The organism is Paraburkholderia lebeckiae (assembly GCF_014201005.1).
Classification (GTDB): Bacteria; Pseudomonadota; Gammaproteobacteria; order Burkholderiales; family Burkholderiaceae; genus Paraburkholderia; species Paraburkholderia tuberum.
The window spans coordinates 1-16,867 of record NZ_JACHDK010000011.1 but is presented as its reverse complement, the minus strand read 5'-3'; the positions used below and the strand labels follow the sequence as shown (position 1 = coordinate 16,867).

Sequence of the window (16,867 nt, the reverse complement as noted above, 5' to 3'; positions counted from 1 at the left end):
CGCCGCGCCGCCGTGGTTCGAAGCGACTGGAAGACCGCGCGCTAGCCCGGCGCCCGGCCCAACACCTGCGAATCCGACGACGCCGTCGTCGACGTCTCGTCACGCCCGTGCCCATGCCCCGTCGTCGTGACCGCATTGGTGCCGCCGGGCCGACGCACCGACTTCGCGTGCCGCTCGATCAATCGCTGCAGCAAACAGAACGCGCACAGCAGCGCGCCGATCACGATCCGCGTCCACCACGAACTGAGCGTCCCGTCGAACGTAATCAGCGTCTGGATCGTGCCCAGAATGCCGACGCCGAACAGCGAGCCGACCACGTAACCGACGCCGCCCGTCAGCAGCGTGCCGCCGATCACCGTGGCCGCAATCGCATCGAGTTCCATGCCCTGCCCTTGCAGCCCATAGCCCGACAGCACGTAGAACGTGAACACCGCGCCGCCGAGCGCCGAACAGAAGCCGCTCAGCGCATACACGCCGACCCGCGTGCGCGCGACCGGCAGGCCCATCAGCAGCGCCGAGCGCGGATTGCCGCCGACCGCATACACGTTGCGTCCGAAGCGCGTGAAATGGGCGACATAGATCGCGGCCGCGAGCGTCACGGCCGCGATCAGCACGTTCGCCGATACCGAACCGACGCCGACGCTGAGACGAAACGCGGAGATCGCCTTGAACGTCGGATCGGTGATCGTGATCGACTGCGTCGTGATCAGAAAGCACAGGCCACGCGCGAAGAACATCCCCGCCAGCGTCACGATGAACGCCTGCAGGCGGAAGTAGTGAATCAGCGCGCCCTGCACCGCGCCGAACACCGTGCCCATCAACAGCACGATCGGAATGATGAGCCACACCGACACATGCATGTGCTCGGACAGCACGGCTTCGACGATCGTCGTCAGCGCGACGATCGAACCCACCGACAGATCGATGCCGCCCGACACGATCACGAACGTCATGCCGATCGCGACGATCAGCAGGAACGCGTTGTCGACGAGCAGATCGAGCAACACCTGCCACGCGAAGAAACCGGTGTACATCACCGAACCAAAGCCGAACAGCGCGCAGAACAGCAGGACCGTCACCGCGATCGGCAGCGTGCGCGGATCGACCACGCGGGCGAGTGCTTCGAGAACGCGCGTCATCGTGCCACCCCGCGCGATTTGACGAGCGACGCGCCGAACGACACCGCGAGCGCGCGTGCCACCGGCGACTGGATCACGCTGACCGCGAGCACGACGGCCGCCTTCACGACGAGCGTCGCTTCCGGCGGCACGCCGATCGAATACGTGGTGTACGTGAGCGTCTGGATGATCAACGCACCGAGCACCGTGCCCGCAAAACTGAAGCGGCCGCCGAGCAGCGACGTGCCGCCGAGCGTCACGGCGAGAATCGCGTCGAGTTCGAGCAGCAGGCCCGCGTTGTTGCCGTCCGCGCTACGCACGTTCGAGCTGATCAGGATGCCGGCCAGCGCCGCGGTCAAGCCCGAGAAGCCGTACACCGCGAATACGATCGCCTTCGAGCGCAAGCCGACGAGCCGTGTCGCAACCGGGTTCACGCCGATCGCGCGAATGAACAGGCCGAGCGCCGTGCCCTCCACCAGGGCGGCGGTCGCCAGCACGGCTACGGTCGCGATCCATACCGAGCACGGCACGCCGAGCCAGTAGCCGCCACCGACGAACAGATAGCCGGGCGCGCCGATCGGGATGATCTGCCCGGCGGTCAGCAGTTGCGCGATGCCGCGGCCCGCGACCATCAGGATCAGCGTCGCGATGATCGGCTGCATGCCGACGAACGCGACGAGCAGCCCGTTCCACATGCCGCTCAAGATGCCGACGACGAGCGCGGCCAGCAGCGCCTGCGCGATCAGCGCACCGCTCGGCACGGCCTGTGTCGCGAGTATCGTCGCGGCCGCGGCGCCCGCTATCGCGACCACCGCGCCGACCGAAATATCGATGCCGCGTGTCGCGATCACGAGCGTCATGCCGATCGCGACCAGCACGAGCGGCGCCGCGCGATTCAGGATGTCGATCGGCGCGCCGAACAGGTGGCCGTCGAGCGTGCGCAGCGCGAGAAAATGCGGATTGACCAGCAGGTTCAGTCCGAACAGCAACACGAGCGTCACGCATGGCCATAACAGCGGACGCTCCACCCCGTCGCGCGCGAACCAGTTCGATAGCTTCATTCGCCGCTCCCTGCGATGAGTCGGTAGATGTTGTCCTCGTTCGATGCCTTACCGGCCACCTCGGCGATCTTGCGGCGATCGCGCAGCACCGCGACGCGATGGCTCACGCGCAGCACCTCGCTGATCTCCGACGAAATGAACAGGATGGACAGGCCGTTCGCGCACAGCGCGAGCAGCCGGTCCATGATGTCGAACTTCGCGGCGACGTCGATGCCGCGCGTCGGCTCGTCGAGGATCAGCAGTTTGGGATCGGTTGCCAGCCAGCGCGCGAGCAGCGCTTTCTGCTGGTTGCCGCCGGACAGCAGCGCGATCGGCTGCTCGGCGTCGGACGCCTTGATGCCGAGCCGCTCGATCCACATATCGGCGAGCTCGCGCGCGCGTTGCCGGCTGATCTTGCGCCACCAGCCGCGCCGCGCCTGCAACGCGAGCATGATGTTTTCGCGGATCGACAGTTCGGCGACGATGCCTTCCTTCTTGCGGTCTTCAGCGCAATAGCCGATGCCGTGGCCCACCGCGTCGTGCGGCGTGCGCAGCCGCACGACGCGCCCTTCGACGAGGATCGTGCCGCTGTCCGCGCGATCCGCGCCGAACAGAAGCCGCGCGGTTTCGGTGCGGCCCGAGCCGAGCAGACCCGCGAGGCCGAGAATCTTGCCGGCCTGCATTTCGAGATCGATCGGCTGCAAGGTGCCGCGACGGCCGACGCCGCGCAGCTCGATGAACGGCTGCGTGGCCGTTGCTTCCGTGTGCTCTTGCGCGACCTCCTGCAGATCGTCGGCGGCCTGTCCTTCGTGCGCCGCTTCGCGCAGACGCGCGCTCATGCGCTCGTGGCCGACCATCTTCGCGACCAGCTGATCCGCGGACAGATCGCGCGCGAGATATTCGCCTTCGCGCTCGCCGTTGCGCATCACCGTGATGCGATCGGAGATCGCATAAGTCTGCTCGATGAAATGCGTGACGAACAGGATCGCAATGCCCGATTGCTTAAGATGTCGAAGTATCTTGAATAGCTGCGCGACTTCGCTGTCGTCGAGGCTCGAAGTCGGTTCGTCGAGAATCAGCACGCGCGCATCGACGGACAACGCTCGCGCGATCGCGACCATCTGCTGCACGGCGATCGGATAGGCGTCGAGCGAGCGCGTGACGTCGAGCGACACGTCGAGGCGCGCGAGCGCTTTCTGCGCGCGCCGCTTGATGTCGGGCCAGTCGATCGCGCCGAAGCGGCGTGGCTGCCGCCCCGCGAAGATGTTCTCCGCCACCGACAGATTCGGGCACAGGTTCACTTCCTGGTACAGCGTGCGCACGCCGGCCGCCTCGGCTTCCTGCGGCGACGCGAACGCGACCACCTCGCCGCCGAGGCGGATCGTGCCGGCATCGGGTGCGAGCACGCCGGTGAGCACGTTGATCAAGGTGGATTTGCCGGCGCCGTTCTGGCCCATCAGCGTATGGACCTCGCCGGGAAACAGGCGGAAGTCGACGTGTTGCAACGCCTTCACGCCCGGAAATGTCTTGCTGACGCCGGAGGTTGCCAGAATCGGTTCGCGCGCGCTCATGTCATTCTGTTGGCTTGGCGCGCCCGGCGGCGTGCCGCGCTGCGGCTGGTCCGGCTGATTCGGTTCGGTAGCGGAATGGCTCATGGACCTCGCTCGATCGGCTATGCATGGTTCGGCAGGCCCCAGTGACATGCTCCGGCGGGCGCATGCTCCTGAAAAGAGACCGCCCGCTGCAGAAGAAAGCAGCCCGGGCGGTCAGGCACCACTGGAGAAACCTGTTCGATGCGTCCGTACTGCACATCTCCTTCGCGCCGTGAGCCCGTTGGCCCCGGCGCCTGAACACCGCACACGCCGCGGCACTCGCGCGAGCGCTGCCGCGGCGACGTTGCGCGCCGCGTCAGTACTTACGCGACGGCAGAGTTTGCGCGGCCACGCTCATCGGGAAGACAGTCTCCTGAGTCAGGATGCGCTTCGGCAGCGGCTTGCCTGCCACCACGTCTTTCACCGCCGACATCAGCTGCGGTCCGAGCAGCGGGCTGCACTCGACGTCGACGTTCATCTTGCCCGCGGCCATCGCCTGGAAGCCGCCCTTGGTTGCGTCGAACGAAACCACCACGACGTCCTTGCCCGGATGCATGCCGGCTTCTTCCATCGCCTGGATCGCGCCGAGCGCCATGTCGTCGTTATGAGCATAGACGACGTTGATCTTGTTGCCGTAGGTCTTGATGAACGCTTCCATCACCTGCTTGCCGCCGGCGAGTGTGAAGTCGCCGCTTTGCGACGCGATGATCTTGAACTTCGGATCGCTCTTGATCACTTCGATCAGACCCGCGTGGCGGTCGTTGGCCGGCGCGGAGCCGACCGTGCCCTGCAGCTCGGCGATGTTGACCGGACCTTTATCGTCCTTGTAGTGATCCGCGAGCCAGTGGCCGCCGCGCCGTCCTTCTTCGAGGAAGTCCGAGCCGATCATCGTCACGTACAGCGACGTGTCCTTCACGTCGATGTTGCGGTCGGTCAGGATCACCGGAATCTTCGCGGCCTTGGCTTCGAGCAGCACCGGCTCCCAGCCCGATTCGACGACCGGCGAGAACGCGATCACGTCGACCTTCTGCGCGATATACGAGCGGATCGCCTTGATCTGGTTTTCCTGCTTCTGCTGCGCGTCGGAGAATTTGAGGTTGATGCCGGCGTCCGTCGCCGCCGACTTCACCGATTCGGTATTCGCGGTGCGCCATGCGCTTTCCGCACCGACCTGCGCAAAACCGAGCGTAATTTTCTTGTCCTCGGCATGCGCGCCGGGCGTGGCCAGCGTCAGCGCTCCGAGACTCGCGGAAAGCGCGAGCGCGCCCAGAGCGCGACACGCGGCACGTCGTGTATTCGCCATGACAGTCTCCAATCGTTGTTGTGTAGACGACCCAGCGGTCTGCCCGGCCCTCGCGGCCCTCACGTCGCATGGATCGTGATGTAGCGTACTGTGCGACGCGTTAACCGTCCAATCATATGATTCGCGCCCTCGATATCAATTTTGGTATAGCGCACCGGTCAGAGCATTGCCGCTCGCTGCCTCAGGTCGGCGTCACTCTCGGAGTGACCCAGCGAAACGTCAGATTGATGCGCTCGCCGCTCACGCGCGGCTCCTTCGGCACCCGATGACGCCACTGCGCCTGGGTGTCGCCCTTCATCACGAGCAGGCTGCCGCCCTTCAGCGAGAACGATTGCACGACGCCGCTGCGGTTGTGCCGCAGATCGAACCTGCGCGCGACGCCGAGGCTCGCCGACGCGATCACCGGTTGCTTGCCGAGTTCGGGTTCGCGGTCCGCATGCCAGCCCATGCTGTCGGCGCCGCTGCGGTAACGATTCAGCAGCACGCTGTTAAAACGCGCGCCGCAGGTCGCCTCGACGGCGGCCTTCAGTTCGGCGACGGCGGGCGTCCATGCTTGCGGCACGTTGCGGATGCCCGAGTACACGTACACCGCGTCCGGCTCGCCCTGCCAGGCGGTCAGACGCGGCAGTGCAACACGGCCCGCGGGCGTGCTCATCATGTCCTGGCGCCATTGCACTTCGTCGATCAGTCGGGCCAGCAGGCGTTCGGCGTCGGCCGCCGCGAGCCAGTCTGGATACCAGTCGACGTCGGGCGTCGGCAGGTCGTTGAATAAATCGGTGCTCATCGGAATGTCTGGATGCAAGCGGACAAGTCAAAACCCTGACTATTATGGCGACACCGGCTCACCCGCTGATTCACGCGCATTGCTCTTTCATTCGACGCGGCTCTCCGCGTTCCCTCTGTTCTTTCGCACGGACTACTTCCATGACACTTTCCGATCAGGCGCTCGCGCAGCTCTTTCGCGACGCGCGTACGCACAATGGCTGGCAGAACAAGCCGATCGACGACGCCGTGCTGCGCGAGCTGATGGAGCTCGTACTGCTCGGCCCGACCTCGGCCAATTCGAGTCCGGGCCGCTTCGTGTTCGTCAGGACGCCGGAGGGCAAGGAGAAACTGCGCCCGGCGTTGTCGGCTGGCAATCTCGAGAAGACGATGGCCGCGCCCGTCACGGTGATCGTCGCCATGGACATGGCCTTCTACCAGTATCTGCCGAAACTGTTTCCCCATGCGGACGCGCGCAGCTGGTTCGTCGGCAACGAGCGGTTGATTGCGGACACGGCGTTTCGCAATTCGACGCTGCAAGGCGGGTATCTGATTCTCGCGGCGCGTGCGCTCGGTCTCGACACTGGGCCGATGTCGGGCTTCGATCAGGCCAAGGTCGACGAAGCGTTTTTTGCGGGCACGACGCTGAAGTCGAACTTCCTGATCAATCTTGGCCACGGCGATCCGTCAAAGCTGTTTGCGCGCAGCCCGCGTTTTTCGTTCGACGAAGCGGCGCGCATAGTGTGACGGGGCGTTGATGATGGATAGCGCTGCGGGTGCGCGCCACGCGCTGGATCGGATCGCGTCAGGTCAGCACCGCGACATAAAAGACCACCGTGCCGATCAGCGCGCCGATGAAGCAGAAGCCCTCTTCGGCTTCGTCGCCATTCGAGCGCAGCCACGCGCCGACCGCACCGAACAGGCCCGCGATGCCGAGCGCGACGCACACCATCACGACGTCGAACAGCGCGCTTTTGCCGAGTTCGGAGAAATCGATGTTGCGTACGCCGACGTAAAGCGCAATCGCCATCAGCGAGATGCCGACGAGCGGCAGCATCACATGGCTTCCCTCGTGCCCGACATGATGCTCATGATGCACATGATGCACTTCGTGCGCGTGATGCCACAGGTGGCCCGATTTGAGCAGCTTCATGGTGTGCCTCCCCCCGCCCGATCTTTCCCGGCGACAGAACCTGTCATGGCCGAAGCGCCCTACGCTGCCCCGGCAACAAGCTGGCTTGTTTCAAGCATACTCCACGCATGAATACAATTCAAAGCCCATTTAATTCGCTTGCATAGGCATTGAATGCGTGGCGCGCGGCCCTGTAAGTATGTGCTGAGCACGGAATGCGCCTGCCCCGGCGAACACCTTTCGTGGCTCGTCCCGGCGGCTTCGGGGCCCGGCGCGTCGTGCGGTGCGGGAGCACGAATTTTGCGAAGGCAAGGGACCGAACATGTCGGTAGAATGATTCGCCGCGTTTGTTAACCGATCGCCGCCGCGCTGCCGCTGATGCCGGCCCTTTGGCCTCCTTCCCGCCCCGATTCTCTTTATGCGACGTTCATCGTTTCTTGTCCGGATCATCCTGATTGGCATCCTGCTGCATATCTACGTCGGCTTGCGCCTGATTCCCGACATGCCGATCACCGCGGCCGGCCGCGGGCTGTGCGTGCTGTGGCTCGTGCTGTCGATCTACCTGATCCCGGTCGGCATGATGGCGCGCGGCTTCAAGCGCCAGCCGCTCGGCGACCGTCTCGCGTGGGTGGGCCTGCTCGCGATGGGCTTCTTCTCGTCGCTGCTGGTACTGACGTTCGCGCGCGACCTCGTGCTGGCGTCGCTGCTGACGATCGACGCGATCTGGCCGAACACGCTCACGATCGCGCATTGGCGCACCGGCTCGGCGGCGGCGGTGCCGCTGCTCGCGCTGCTGTCGACGCTGATCGGCCTGTTCAACGCGCGCCGTCGCGCGCGCGTCGTCACGATCGACGTGCCGATCGACGATCTGCCTGCCGAGCTCGAAGGCTTCACGATCGTGCAGATCAGTGACATCCACGTCGGCCCGACGATCAAGGGCCGTTATGTCGACGCGATCGTCGACGCGGTGAACCGGCTCAAGCCGGATCTGATCGCGGTGACGGGCGACGTCGTCGACGGCAGCGTGCCGCAGCTGAGCCGGCATACACAGCCGCTGTCGCGGCTGGCCGCACGGCACGGTGCGTTTCTCGTGACCGGCAATCACGAGTACTACTCCGGAGCGAACTCGTGGATTGCCGAATTCCGCCGGCTCGGCTTGCGGGTGCTGCTGAACGAACACGTGATCGTCGACCATGACGGCGCGCGCGCCGTAATCGCCGGCGTCACTGATTACTCGGCGGGTCATCACGACCCCGCGCATCGCAGCGACCCGGTCGCGGCGCTCGCCGGCGCGCCTGGCGACGTGCTGATCAGGGTGCTGCTCGCGCATCAGCCGCGTTCGGCCGAAGCGGCCGCGGCGGCCGGCTTTACGCTGCAGTTGTCGGGTCATACGCACGGCGGTCAGTTCTTTCCGTGGAATTTCTTTGTGCGCCTGCAACAGCCGTTCACGGCAGGCCTCGCGCGCCTGAACGGACTCTGGGTTTATACGAGTCGCGGTACGGGCTATTGGGGTCCGCCGAAACGACTCGGTGCACCTTCGGAAATCACGCGCTTGAGACTCGTGCCGGGCGAACCGGATTGAACTCAACATTCGCAGTCCGGAGCAATTAATTACGGCCTGTCTACGATACGGCTGTAGCAAACCCACATGCGCACTCTCCGCCGATCGCGGCTTGACTGAACTTTGCGCCGCCCTCTACAATCCGCGCAATTCTTTTAACCGGAATCACGATCTTGGACAGTAGCAGCTGTACCAGCCGAGTATCGATTTGCCCGCTCGCCTGAGCGGCAGGATTTCCGCGTCAGGTGTCCCTGTTGCCGTCCTGCCCTCGGGGCTCGATGGCGCACGTCGCTCTCATTTCATTGTCATTCGCGTACTGTCGGTGAAGCGCAGCGTGGCTCGATGCCATGCCGATGCCGCACGCTTCCGGCCGCTGCACGCGTGTGCGCGCGTATTTCGTTCCACCCTCATGCGCTTACCGTGCACGAGGTAGACGACCTGACGTTCGCACGCGTAGGCTTCACCCTGCGGCAGCACGCACGCCAAACTTTCTGAACGATGACACTCGAATTCTTCCTGCGGCTTCTGACCGCTTTTGCTTGCGGCGTCGCGATTGGCCTCGAACGACAGATGCGCCAGCGCACTGCCGGCCTGCGCACGATCACGCTCGTGGCGAGCGGCGCGTGCCTGTTCGTCACGCTCGGCGTGCTGACCGGCAACGGCGTCAGCGGCGTCACGCAGATTGCCGCCTATGTGGTGTCCGGCGTCGGCTTTCTTGGCGGCGGCGTCATCATGCGTGACAAAGGCTCGATCCAGGGGATCAACACCGCGGCGACGCTGTGGTGCTCGGCGGCCGTCGGCGTGTTGAGCGGCGCGGGACATTACGGACCGGCGCTCGCGGGCACCGCGGTCGTGCTGCTGGCCAACACCGTGCTGCGTGAAGTGAGCCGGATGATCAACTCGACGCCGGTTTCAAACGCCGACCTCGTGCGCGAGTACGTGCTGACGATCGTCTGCCGCGAAGCCGACGAGATCAACATTCGCGCCGCGATTTCCAACTCGATGTACTCGGCGCCGCTGTCGTTCCAGAGCCTCACGAGCGAGGATGTCGAGGACGAACCGGCGCGCATTCGCGTGACGGCGACGCTGACGATGCATCCGAAGGATCAATCGAAGCTCGAACAGATGGCGAGCCGCCTGAGCATGGAAAAGAGCGTGTCCAGCGTCAGTTGGACCGCGCGGGACGCGGAGCCGACGCCCGAGTGAAGCGCGGCGCGTAAGTCTCATTTGTTCGCGCGCATCGTCTACACTTAGCTGGCAGCAGATTCAGATAATGTTAATTCCGCGACGTGAACGTGGACGGTCCCATAACCTTCGACTAAGCTCTGTCACCGTGAATTGTTCACACTCAACCAGGGAGTCTCGAATATGGAACACGGCATCATCGCATGGATCATCATCGGCGCGATTGCGGGCTGGCTCGCGGGTGTGCTGGTCAGGGGCGGCGGCTTCGGCCTGATCGTCGACATCATCGTCGGGATCATCGGCGCGTTCATCGGCGGGTGGCTCGCCGGCGTGCTGCATATCTCGCTTGGCGGCGGCTGGATCGGCTCGATCATCACCGCGTTGATCGGCGCGGTCATTCTGCTGTTTATTATCCGGCTCGTGCGACGAGGGTCCTGAGCACGGCATCCGACGTCATCAAGCGCCAGCGGGTTCGAATCGCTGGCGCTTTTTTGTGGGCTGTCGCTTCTGTTTTTATCGCCGCGGTTGTGGCCGCCGCAGAATCAGGCCGGCAGCATCGACCCTGTATCGCGCAGCCGCGTATGCCATGCAAACGCCTGATCGAGGCAATGCGGCGTCTGCCCTCCCCAAGGCAACGCATCGCGGTAATAGTCGCGCAACAGCTCGCGATACCGCGGATGCACGCAATGCTCGATGATCAGCGTCGCACGTTCGCGCGGCGCGAGGCCGCGCAGATCGGCGAGACCCTGCTCGGTGACGACGACGTCGACGTCGTGTTCGTTGTGATCGCAATGCGGCACCATCGGCACGATGCTCGAAATGCGGCCGTCCTTCGCGGTCGACTTGCTCGCGAACACCGCGCACGACGCATTGCGCGCAAAGTCGCCCGAGCCGCCGATGCCGTTCATCATATGCGTGCCGCCGACATGCGTCGAATTGACGTTGCCGTAGATATCGAATTCGAGCGCGGTATTGAGCGCGATCAGACCGAGCCGCCGAATCACCTCGGGATGGTTGCTGACTTCCTGCGGACGCAGCACGAGCCGGTCGCGATAGCGCTCGATATCGCCAAATACCTGCGCCTGCCGCGCGGCCGACAACGTGATCGACGCGCCGGACGCGAACGCGACCTTACCAGCGTCCATCAGATCGAACGTCGAATCCTGAAGGACTTCCGAATAAATTTCGAACACCTCGAAAGGCGAATCGACGAATCCCGCCAGCACCGCGTTGGCGATCGTACCGATGCCCGCCTGCAGCGGCGGCAACTGCTTCGGCATGCGGCCACGCGTAACTTCGTGCTGGAAAAATTCGATCAAATGACCGGCGATCAAGGCGGTTTCCCGATCCGCGGGCAAGACCCTGGACGGGCTGTCGGCCATGTCCGTGATCACGATCGCCGCGATTTTCTCGGGCGGAATCTCGATAGCGGGTGTGCCGACGCGATCCCGCGCGCGCACGATCGACAGCGGCTCGCGATGCGGCCGGCGCCCCGGAATCCAGATGTCGTGCAAGCCTTCGAGCCCGAGCGGCTGCGCAAGATTGATCTCGACGATGACCTTGTCCGCGAGAATCGCGAAGCTCGCCGAATTGCCGACCGACGTCGTCGGCACGATACCGCCGCTCTCCGTGATCGCGGCGGCTTCGATGATCGCGACATCGAGCTTGCCTAGCTGGTTTGCGCGCAGCATCTCGACGGTCTCGGACAGATGCTGATCGACGAACATCACTTCGCCGCGATTGATGGCGTCGCGCAGCGTCTTGTCTACCTGAAACGGCAGACGGCGCGCGAGCACATGCGCTTCGGTCAGCATGCGGTCAACGTCATGACCGAGCGAGGCGCCAGTCATCAACGTGATGCGCAGCGGCTCGCCCAGCCGGCGCGCACGCTCGGCGAGCGCGACCGGCACGGCCTTCGCGTCGCCCGCGCGCGTGAAGCCGCTTGCGCCAACCCGCATGCCGTCGTGAATCAGAAGCGCCGCGTCGGCGGCCGTGGTGATTTTTCCGCGCAGCGCGGCGCAGCGAATTCGGTCTTCGTACATGAAAGGGAGTCTCTCCATAGTCGCCAGCTCCGTCTACTGGTGCGCACGTCTGCGGTGTGCTTCGCTCAATAGACGGTTGCCGCACCCGCCGCGGCGTCTCGATCGGACGGCGTCGCGAGCAGGTGTTGGGTCGCGCGATAGGGTCCGCGACAGGTGTTGCGCGTGAGGCAGCCGGACTCAGCTGCCGAAGTAGATGTTGCAGAAGCTCATCGGGCCGACACATTCATCAGCTTTCGCTTTCGGCGCTTCCACATGCTTGCGCGGGGCAACCTTATCGGCGCGCTGGCCATCCGCTTGCGCAACCTGCTGCTCCGGCGCGGCCGGCGCCGTCTGTGCATAGGCGGCAGCAGCGGTGGACAAAGAACAGGCAATCAGGACCATCTTCAACACTTTCATCTCGTTCTCCAGGACTTACGACTACTGCGACGAATACTGCGAGGCAGTGACGAAACTATATGACCGCCACCTACGCGAATAAACGGGGCCGCCCGGAAGGGATCTTTCCATCTGGCAGAAAGATCCACGCAGCATTGCTCAGCGACGATTGAAGGGCGCGTCCTCGTCGAGCAACGCGCTACGAATGAAGTGCAGACAGCTCAAGATACGTTGCAGATCGTGATGCAGGTCGCGCTCGGCGTGCACTGCCTGCAGCATGTCTTGCGCGAGCCAGGTGGCCGAGCGCACGGCGACGAGTGCGCGTTCGAGCGAACGTGGACCTGGGCGTTGGAAGAGCCGGGCGAGATCGTCGCACGTGTGTTCGATCACGCTGCGCCAACGCGGCTGAAGGATGTCGGCATAATCGGCGCGTGCGGTTTCGTTGCGCAGATCGATGACGGCGTGACCTACTTCGATCGTCGCGAGCATCCAGCGAAGTGCGTCGCGCCGTCGTCGTGAACGGTGCGCCAACAGCACGCGCAGTTGCGAAGTCAGATCATGCGTGCCGGACTGGAAACGTTGGTTCAGACCCGGCAGCGCGTCCTTGCATGCCGACACAGTTTGCGCGCGCAGGTCGCCCATGATCCGGTCGACGAGCCAGCGCATATCGGCGGGAAAGACCACCGCGAAAACAACAGCTGCGAGCAGCATCGACGCGGTGAGCGCGATGCCGTTGTTGATCAGCAGGTCGGGCACGTAGCTGACGACGTTGTCCGGCCCGGCCAGCAGACAGAAGAACACCGAAAAGCCGATGCCAAGCCCCGCCGCGCCGCGACGGGTCGCGATGAATGCGCCGAGCGCGAGCACCGGCGCGAGTACCGCGCAAAGCAGCGGGAAACCATCGATGTTCGGATACACGTAGCACATGAACACATAGCCGGCCAGCGTCGCGAGCACCGCGCCGATCGCCATCTGAATGGCCATTCTGGTGGCGCTTGGCGCAGTGGACGTCAACGCGACGACCAGTGTTGCGCCAATCACGGCGAGACCGCCGCTCGGCCAGTTGGTCGCGATCCAGAACGCACCGGCGATTCCGATGACGACAGCCGAGCGCAGGAACGTGAACAGTACGGCGAAGTGGTTTGTGCGGCTTATAGGTCTGCTTGTGCGATGACTCTTGGTTGGGCTTGAGCTGGATCGTAGGCTGTGCTGCCGGCTTGCTGTTTTGCGCCACAAGCGTGCATAGGTTTGCGAATAGCTTATCCATTCGCCCACGAATCGATACAGCAATTCGGCTGCCGTGTCGAAGTCCGCAAGCGATTGCGCGGACGCGGCTTCGAGCGGCCGCCTGGTTTCGCGTACCCGGCGTGGCAAGCTCGTTCGAAAGTGGCGCAGGTCGGCTGCTGCGCGCGATGCTTCGACGCCGGCTTCAGCTTGTGCTTCGAACAAGGCTCCCAGTTCGTCGAGGTACGGACCGACGGCCGCGAGTATCGACACAGCGCGGCTGGCGCGCAACCGTTTGAGCAACTGATTCAGCGCATGCAGACGCGCGCACGCATCCATGAATTCGCCATTCAGACGTGCCAGATGCGCACTGCGCGAGCGCATCGCCGGATCTTCGAATGCGGCGAACGTACGGGTTGCTTCGAAGCCAGCGATTTCGTCGACGAAATCCGCGAAACGCCGTTCGAACTGATCGCGCTCGAGCCCGCGTGCGAGCACGTCGACAGCAAACGCAGTAAAATTCGCGCACCTGATCTGAAGGTTACGTCGCAGCGCAAGGATCGAGCGCTGGGGCAGCAGCACCGCGCTGACCGCGCTCGAACACACGATGCCGACCGCCACTTCCGCCGCACGCGTGAGTGCGGCGAGGAACAGTCCCTGAGGCGTCGTCACGTTTGGAATGCCGATCAGCGCGGCGGTGTAACCCGCGAGCACAAAACCATACCATCTGAAATGCCGATACCGGACCGCCGCAGCAATACAGGCGCTCACCCACACGATCATGCCGAGCATGTACAGTTCGGGTTGCTGAACGAACAGCCCGCCGAGCAAGAGCGCGGCCACGGTCCCTACTGCCGTTCCGAGAATCCGGTAGAAGCTCTTCGCGAGCACCATGCCGCTGAGCGGTTGCATCAACACAAAGACAGTGGTCATCGCAATGCGCGGCTGCGGCAGATCGAGCAGCATCGCGATGCCCAGCGCCAGCAGACCGGCGGTGACCGTCTTCAGCAGATGCAGCCAGGTCAGGCCGTCGCTGCTAGCCCAGTCGCGCGCGGCGCGATTGAGTTTGGCTCGGCTGAGGCGTCGCCGCATGACGCCGCGCGGACCGAAGAAATCCGCCGACGGTTCGATCGCATGATCGGGTTTCATCTGGAAACAGTGCACCCCACGTGGTCGCTGAGAGAGCCTCCGGACAGAATGGCTGACACCGGCAGGCGAGGCGCCGATTGTAGGAGTTCGCGATGTGTACATTAAGCCGACGGGTGCAGAACATCTGTTCCAGAACGGACAACAATAGGGTTCTGAGACTGACGGAAAATATGACCTTGATCATGAAACAGAAGGTTTGATGGACACGCTACAAAATATGCGAGTGTTTGTGCGCGTGGTTGAAGCCGGTAGCTTCACCGCGGCCGCGCAATCGCTCAATTCAACGACCGGCGCGATGTCTCGCGCGGTCTCGGAGCTTGAAGCACATCTGCGCACGCGCCTGCTGAATCGCTCGACGCGTCGGCTTGCGCTGACCACCGCCGGCGAGCGCTATCTGAAACGATCGCAGCAGATCCTCGCGGATGTCGATATTGCGGAAGAAGAAGCCAGTTGCGCACACGAGCGACCAACCGGCGCACTGCGCATGCATAGCTTTGCGAGCATCGGCCAGCACTACGTCCTGCCGGCCATTTCGCGTTACCGCGAGCTTTATCCTGATGTGACCGTCGAGTTGACGCTATCGCAGCGCATGCCCGATCTGTTCGAGGGCAGCGCCGACGTGGCCGTGATCGGCGCATTGACGCTGCCGAATTCGGACCTCGTATCGTTTCCGCTGGGGACGACGTTCAGCATCCTGTGCGCATCGCCGGCCTACGTGCGGGCGCACGGCGCGCCGCAAGAACCGGCTGACCTTGCGCATCACGAATGTCTGATCCTGCATACGCCGGCGTTCCCGCCACATGAATGGACGCTCGACGGCCCGAACGGCAGTGAGTTGATGGAAGTCGACGGCCCCGTGCATGTGAACATCGCCGAATCATTGATCGTGGCGATCCGCGAAGGCATGGGCATCGGCATGGTGCCGCTCTACGCGGCCATTTCCGGGTTGCGCGATGGCACGCTGGTGCGCGTGTTGCCGGAATATACGCTGCAGAAGACGACTGTTTATGCGCTCTATCCGTCGCGCAAATTCATCGATGCAAAGACGCGCACGTGGGTCGAATTCTTGCGCTCGCATCTGCCAAAGGTGATTGCGCGCGACGAAGCATTGCTTGCTGAGGTCGGGCAACTGGGGGGCGGAGATGACCCAGTGCAGCTGGTTGGAGTTGCCCCTGTAACTCAGGACACGCGGACATCGTTAGGTCAATGAAGTCGCGGCAGCACGTCTGAACTCACGCGGCGAGCGGTATTCCAGGGCTTTGTGCGGATGGCGCTCATTGTAGTGTTCAAATGCAAGAGCCTGGCGCGTCAGGCTTGTCCATACAGGCGGCGTAATTGTCGCTTCACGATCTTCACGAACGATTAGATTGGCGCTCGCAGTCGCGCCTTCAACCGTATCGCTGAACAACCAGCCGCGCCTCCCGATCACAAACGGACGGATCGAATTTTCACAGTCGTTATTCGATATGGGCCAGTCACCATTCCCGACATAACCGATCAGCTTCGGCAACTGCTCGCGCAGGTTCCATTTCGCGCTCCCGCCTTGGCAACGAACAACTTTCCGATCAGCTTGATGAAGCGCGTCGCGAGCAGATCGGGCGGGCGCGCAGCTTTGGGCACATTTTCCTCTGACTTGACGAAGTAACGCCGGCAGCGAACCCAGCATCCAAGGTGCACGAGCTGGTATCGCTCGGCGATACCGTTATAGGGTCCATAGCCATCGGTCATCAGGACAGCGCCCTTACGGATGCCCGTGAACAGTTTGTCTGCCAACTGCGCGCCGCGTCCAGGACGCGTGGATGAGTGCGCAGCAGCGTCTGGTTCCAGAAGGTTCAGGAATCGCGAAAGCCATCGACTACAGCCTCAATCGCTGGGAGGCACTCACGTGCTACCTCGACGATGGAGATGTGCCAATGTGCAATGACTGGGCGGAAAATCAGATCAGGCCCTAGGCAACTGGGAGAAAAAACTGGTTGTTCGCGGGCTCACTTCGTGCCGGCAAACGTGCCGCTGCCTTCATGAGCCTGATCCGGTCGACGCAACTGAACGGGCATGAACCGCTCACCTATCTGAAGGACGTGCTCACGCGCTGCCAACACATCGCGCAGCTGATATCGAACAGTTACTCCCTCACCGCTGGGCTCCCGCGGTGCCTGATCGCAGCAGCTAGCCAGCTCGCTCCCGTGCCTTCACCGGGCGCTTACCTTACGATCATCTCTGTCGATGTTGCTGTTGATTTAGGCCGCGTAAACGCAAAAACCCCACCGCGGCGGGTGGGGTTTCTGACGTGGGGGGAGCCTGACGATTACCTACTTTCACACGGGCAATCCGCACTATCATCGGCGTGGAGTCGTTTCACGGTCCTGTTCGGGATGGGAAGGGGT

General features: G+C 63.5%; 14 protein-coding genes, 1 rRNA gene and 2 pseudogenes. 6 read left to right on the top strand and 11 right to left on the bottom strand.

Features of this window, described 5'->3' with window-relative positions; genetic code table 11:
- Positions 1-41 precede the first annotated feature (41 nt).
- The 5 genes from yjfF to HDG39_RS21250 form a co-directional block, all read right to left on the bottom strand.
- Positions 42-1,139, bottom strand: coding sequence for a galactofuranose ABC transporter, permease protein YjfF (yjfF, locus tag HDG39_RS21270; protein WP_018420772.1), 1,098 nt, complete (start codon positions 1,137-1,139; stop codon positions 42-44).
- Positions 1,136-2,179: an ABC transporter permease gene (locus HDG39_RS21265; RefSeq protein ID WP_184008345.1), complete on the bottom strand. Its 1,044-nt coding sequence runs from the start codon at positions 2,177-2,179 to the stop codon at positions 1,136-1,138. Before HDG39_RS21265 ends, yjfF begins: the two co-directional genes overlap by 4 nt.
- On the bottom strand, positions 2,176-3,813 hold the full coding sequence (locus HDG39_RS21260; protein ID WP_184008343.1) for a sugar ABC transporter ATP-binding protein: 1,638 nt from the start codon (positions 3,811-3,813) through the stop codon (positions 2,176-2,178). Before HDG39_RS21260 ends, HDG39_RS21265 begins: the two co-directional genes overlap by 4 nt.
- Before the next feature lie 253 nt (positions 3,814-4,066).
- On the bottom strand, positions 4,067-5,053 hold the full coding sequence (locus tag HDG39_RS21255; RefSeq protein ID WP_184008341.1) for an ABC transporter substrate-binding protein: 987 nt from the start codon (positions 5,051-5,053) through the stop codon (positions 4,067-4,069).
- 181 nt (positions 5,054-5,234) lie between these two features.
- Positions 5,235-5,837 carry an alpha-ketoglutarate-dependent dioxygenase AlkB family protein gene (locus HDG39_RS21250; protein ID WP_184008339.1) on the bottom strand — a complete coding sequence of 201 codons (603 nt, stop codon included), beginning with the start codon at positions 5,835-5,837 and terminating at the stop codon, positions 5,235-5,237.
- A gap of 140 nt (positions 5,838-5,977) precedes the next feature.
- Here HDG39_RS21250 and HDG39_RS21245 point away from each other — a divergent pair, with 140 nt between their 5' ends.
- A complete protein-coding gene (locus tag HDG39_RS21245) occupies positions 5,978-6,562 on the top strand; it encodes a malonic semialdehyde reductase (RefSeq protein ID WP_184008337.1) in 585 nt (194 codons plus the stop codon).
- Between the two features lie 58 nt (positions 6,563-6,620).
- On the opposite strand, the gene HDG39_RS21240 is transcribed toward HDG39_RS21245, so the two are convergent.
- Positions 6,621-6,968 carry a hypothetical protein gene (locus HDG39_RS21240; protein ID WP_184008335.1) on the bottom strand — a complete coding sequence of 116 codons (348 nt, stop codon included), beginning with the start codon at positions 6,966-6,968 and terminating at the stop codon, positions 6,621-6,623.
- A 397-nt stretch (positions 6,969-7,365) separates the two neighbouring features.
- Between HDG39_RS21240 and HDG39_RS21235 the strand changes: the two genes are divergently transcribed.
- From HDG39_RS21235 to HDG39_RS21225, 3 genes are all read left to right on the top strand, one after another.
- Positions 7,366-8,529: a metallophosphoesterase gene (locus tag HDG39_RS21235; protein ID WP_184008334.1), complete on the top strand. Its 1,164-nt coding sequence runs from the start codon at positions 7,366-7,368 to the stop codon at positions 8,527-8,529.
- A gap of 477 nt (positions 8,530-9,006) precedes the next feature.
- Complete coding sequence (locus HDG39_RS21230) at positions 9,007-9,714, top strand: MgtC/SapB family protein (RefSeq protein ID WP_184008332.1); 708 nt, start codon at positions 9,007-9,009, stop codon at positions 9,712-9,714.
- Between the two features lie 162 nt (positions 9,715-9,876).
- Positions 9,877-10,131 (top strand): GlsB/YeaQ/YmgE family stress response membrane protein, encoded by a 255-nt coding sequence (locus tag HDG39_RS21225; protein ID WP_018420763.1) that lies wholly within the window; start codon positions 9,877-9,879, stop codon positions 10,129-10,131.
- Positions 10,132-10,235: 104 nt separating this feature from the next.
- On the opposite strand, the gene scpC is transcribed toward HDG39_RS21225, so the two are convergent.
- From scpC to HDG39_RS21210, 3 genes are all read right to left on the bottom strand, one after another.
- Positions 10,236-11,735, bottom strand: a complete 1,500-nt coding sequence (gene scpC / locus HDG39_RS21220; protein WP_184008590.1) for a succinyl-CoA:acetate CoA-transferase ScpC — start codon at positions 11,733-11,735, stop codon at positions 10,236-10,238.
- Positions 11,736-11,912: 177 nt separating this feature from the next.
- Positions 11,913-12,131, bottom strand: coding sequence for a hypothetical protein (locus tag HDG39_RS21215; RefSeq protein WP_184008330.1), 219 nt, complete (start codon positions 12,129-12,131; stop codon positions 11,913-11,915).
- Positions 12,132-12,269: 138 nt separating this feature from the next.
- Entirely contained in the window at positions 12,270-14,483 is a 2,214-nt protein-coding gene (locus tag HDG39_RS21210; RefSeq protein ID WP_184008328.1) for an FUSC family protein, read from the bottom strand.
- A gap of 199 nt (positions 14,484-14,682) precedes the next feature.
- On the opposite strand from HDG39_RS21210, the gene HDG39_RS21205 reads away from it, so the two are divergent.
- A complete protein-coding gene (locus HDG39_RS21205; protein WP_184008326.1) occupies positions 14,683-15,693 on the top strand; it encodes a LysR family transcriptional regulator in 1,011 nt (336 codons plus the stop codon).
- 159 nt (positions 15,694-15,852) lie between these two features.
- Here the strand turns inward: HDG39_RS21205 and HDG39_RS21200 are convergent.
- Positions 15,853-16,235 (bottom strand): annotated as a pseudogene (locus tag HDG39_RS21200) (IS66 family transposase); the annotation flags it as partial.
- 44 nt (positions 16,236-16,279) lie between these two features.
- Between HDG39_RS21200 and HDG39_RS21195 the strand changes: the two are divergent.
- A pseudogene (locus HDG39_RS21195) lies at positions 16,280-16,653 on the top strand (IS66 family transposase); the annotation flags it as partial.
- Positions 16,654-16,779: 126 nt separating this feature from the next.
- Here the strand turns inward: HDG39_RS21195 and rrf are convergent.
- A 5S ribosomal RNA gene (rrf, locus tag HDG39_RS36055) occupies positions 16,780-16,867 on the bottom strand; the annotation flags it as partial.

Coding starts and splice junctions, on each gene's coding strand:
- yjfF (WP_018420772.1), bottom strand. CDS start 1,139: ATGACGCGCGTTCTCGAAGCACTCGCCCGCGTGGTCGATCCGCGCACG.
- HDG39_RS21265 (WP_184008345.1), bottom strand. CDS start 2,179: ATGAAGCTATCGAACTGGTTCGCGCGCGACGGGGTGGAGCGTCCGCTG.
- HDG39_RS21260 (WP_184008343.1), bottom strand. CDS start 3,813: ATGAGCCATTCCGCTACCGAACCGAATCAGCCGGACCAGCCGCAGCGC.
- HDG39_RS21255 (WP_184008341.1), bottom strand. CDS start 5,053: ATGGCGAATACACGACGTGCCGCGTGTCGCGCTCTGGGCGCGCTCGCG.
- HDG39_RS21250 (WP_184008339.1), bottom strand. CDS start 5,837: ATGAGCACCGATTTATTCAACGACCTGCCGACGCCCGACGTCGACTGG.
- HDG39_RS21245 (WP_184008337.1), top strand. CDS start 5,978: ATGACACTTTCCGATCAGGCGCTCGCGCAGCTCTTTCGCGACGCGCGT.
- HDG39_RS21240 (WP_184008335.1), bottom strand. CDS start 6,968: ATGAAGCTGCTCAAATCGGGCCACCTGTGGCATCACGCGCACGAAGTG.
- HDG39_RS21235 (WP_184008334.1), top strand. CDS start 7,366: ATGCGACGTTCATCGTTTCTTGTCCGGATCATCCTGATTGGCATCCTG.
- HDG39_RS21230 (WP_184008332.1), top strand. CDS start 9,007: ATGACACTCGAATTCTTCCTGCGGCTTCTGACCGCTTTTGCTTGCGGC.
- HDG39_RS21225 (WP_018420763.1), top strand. CDS start 9,877: ATGGAACACGGCATCATCGCATGGATCATCATCGGCGCGATTGCGGGC.
- scpC (WP_184008590.1), bottom strand. CDS start 11,735: ATGTACGAAGACCGAATTCGCTGCGCCGCGCTGCGCGGAAAAATCACC.
- HDG39_RS21215 (WP_184008330.1), bottom strand. CDS start 12,131: ATGAAAGTGTTGAAGATGGTCCTGATTGCCTGTTCTTTGTCCACCGCT.
- HDG39_RS21210 (WP_184008328.1), bottom strand. CDS start 14,483: ATGAAACCCGATCATGCGATCGAACCGTCGGCGGATTTCTTCGGTCCG.
- HDG39_RS21205 (WP_184008326.1), top strand. CDS start 14,683: ATGGACACGCTACAAAATATGCGAGTGTTTGTGCGCGTGGTTGAAGCC.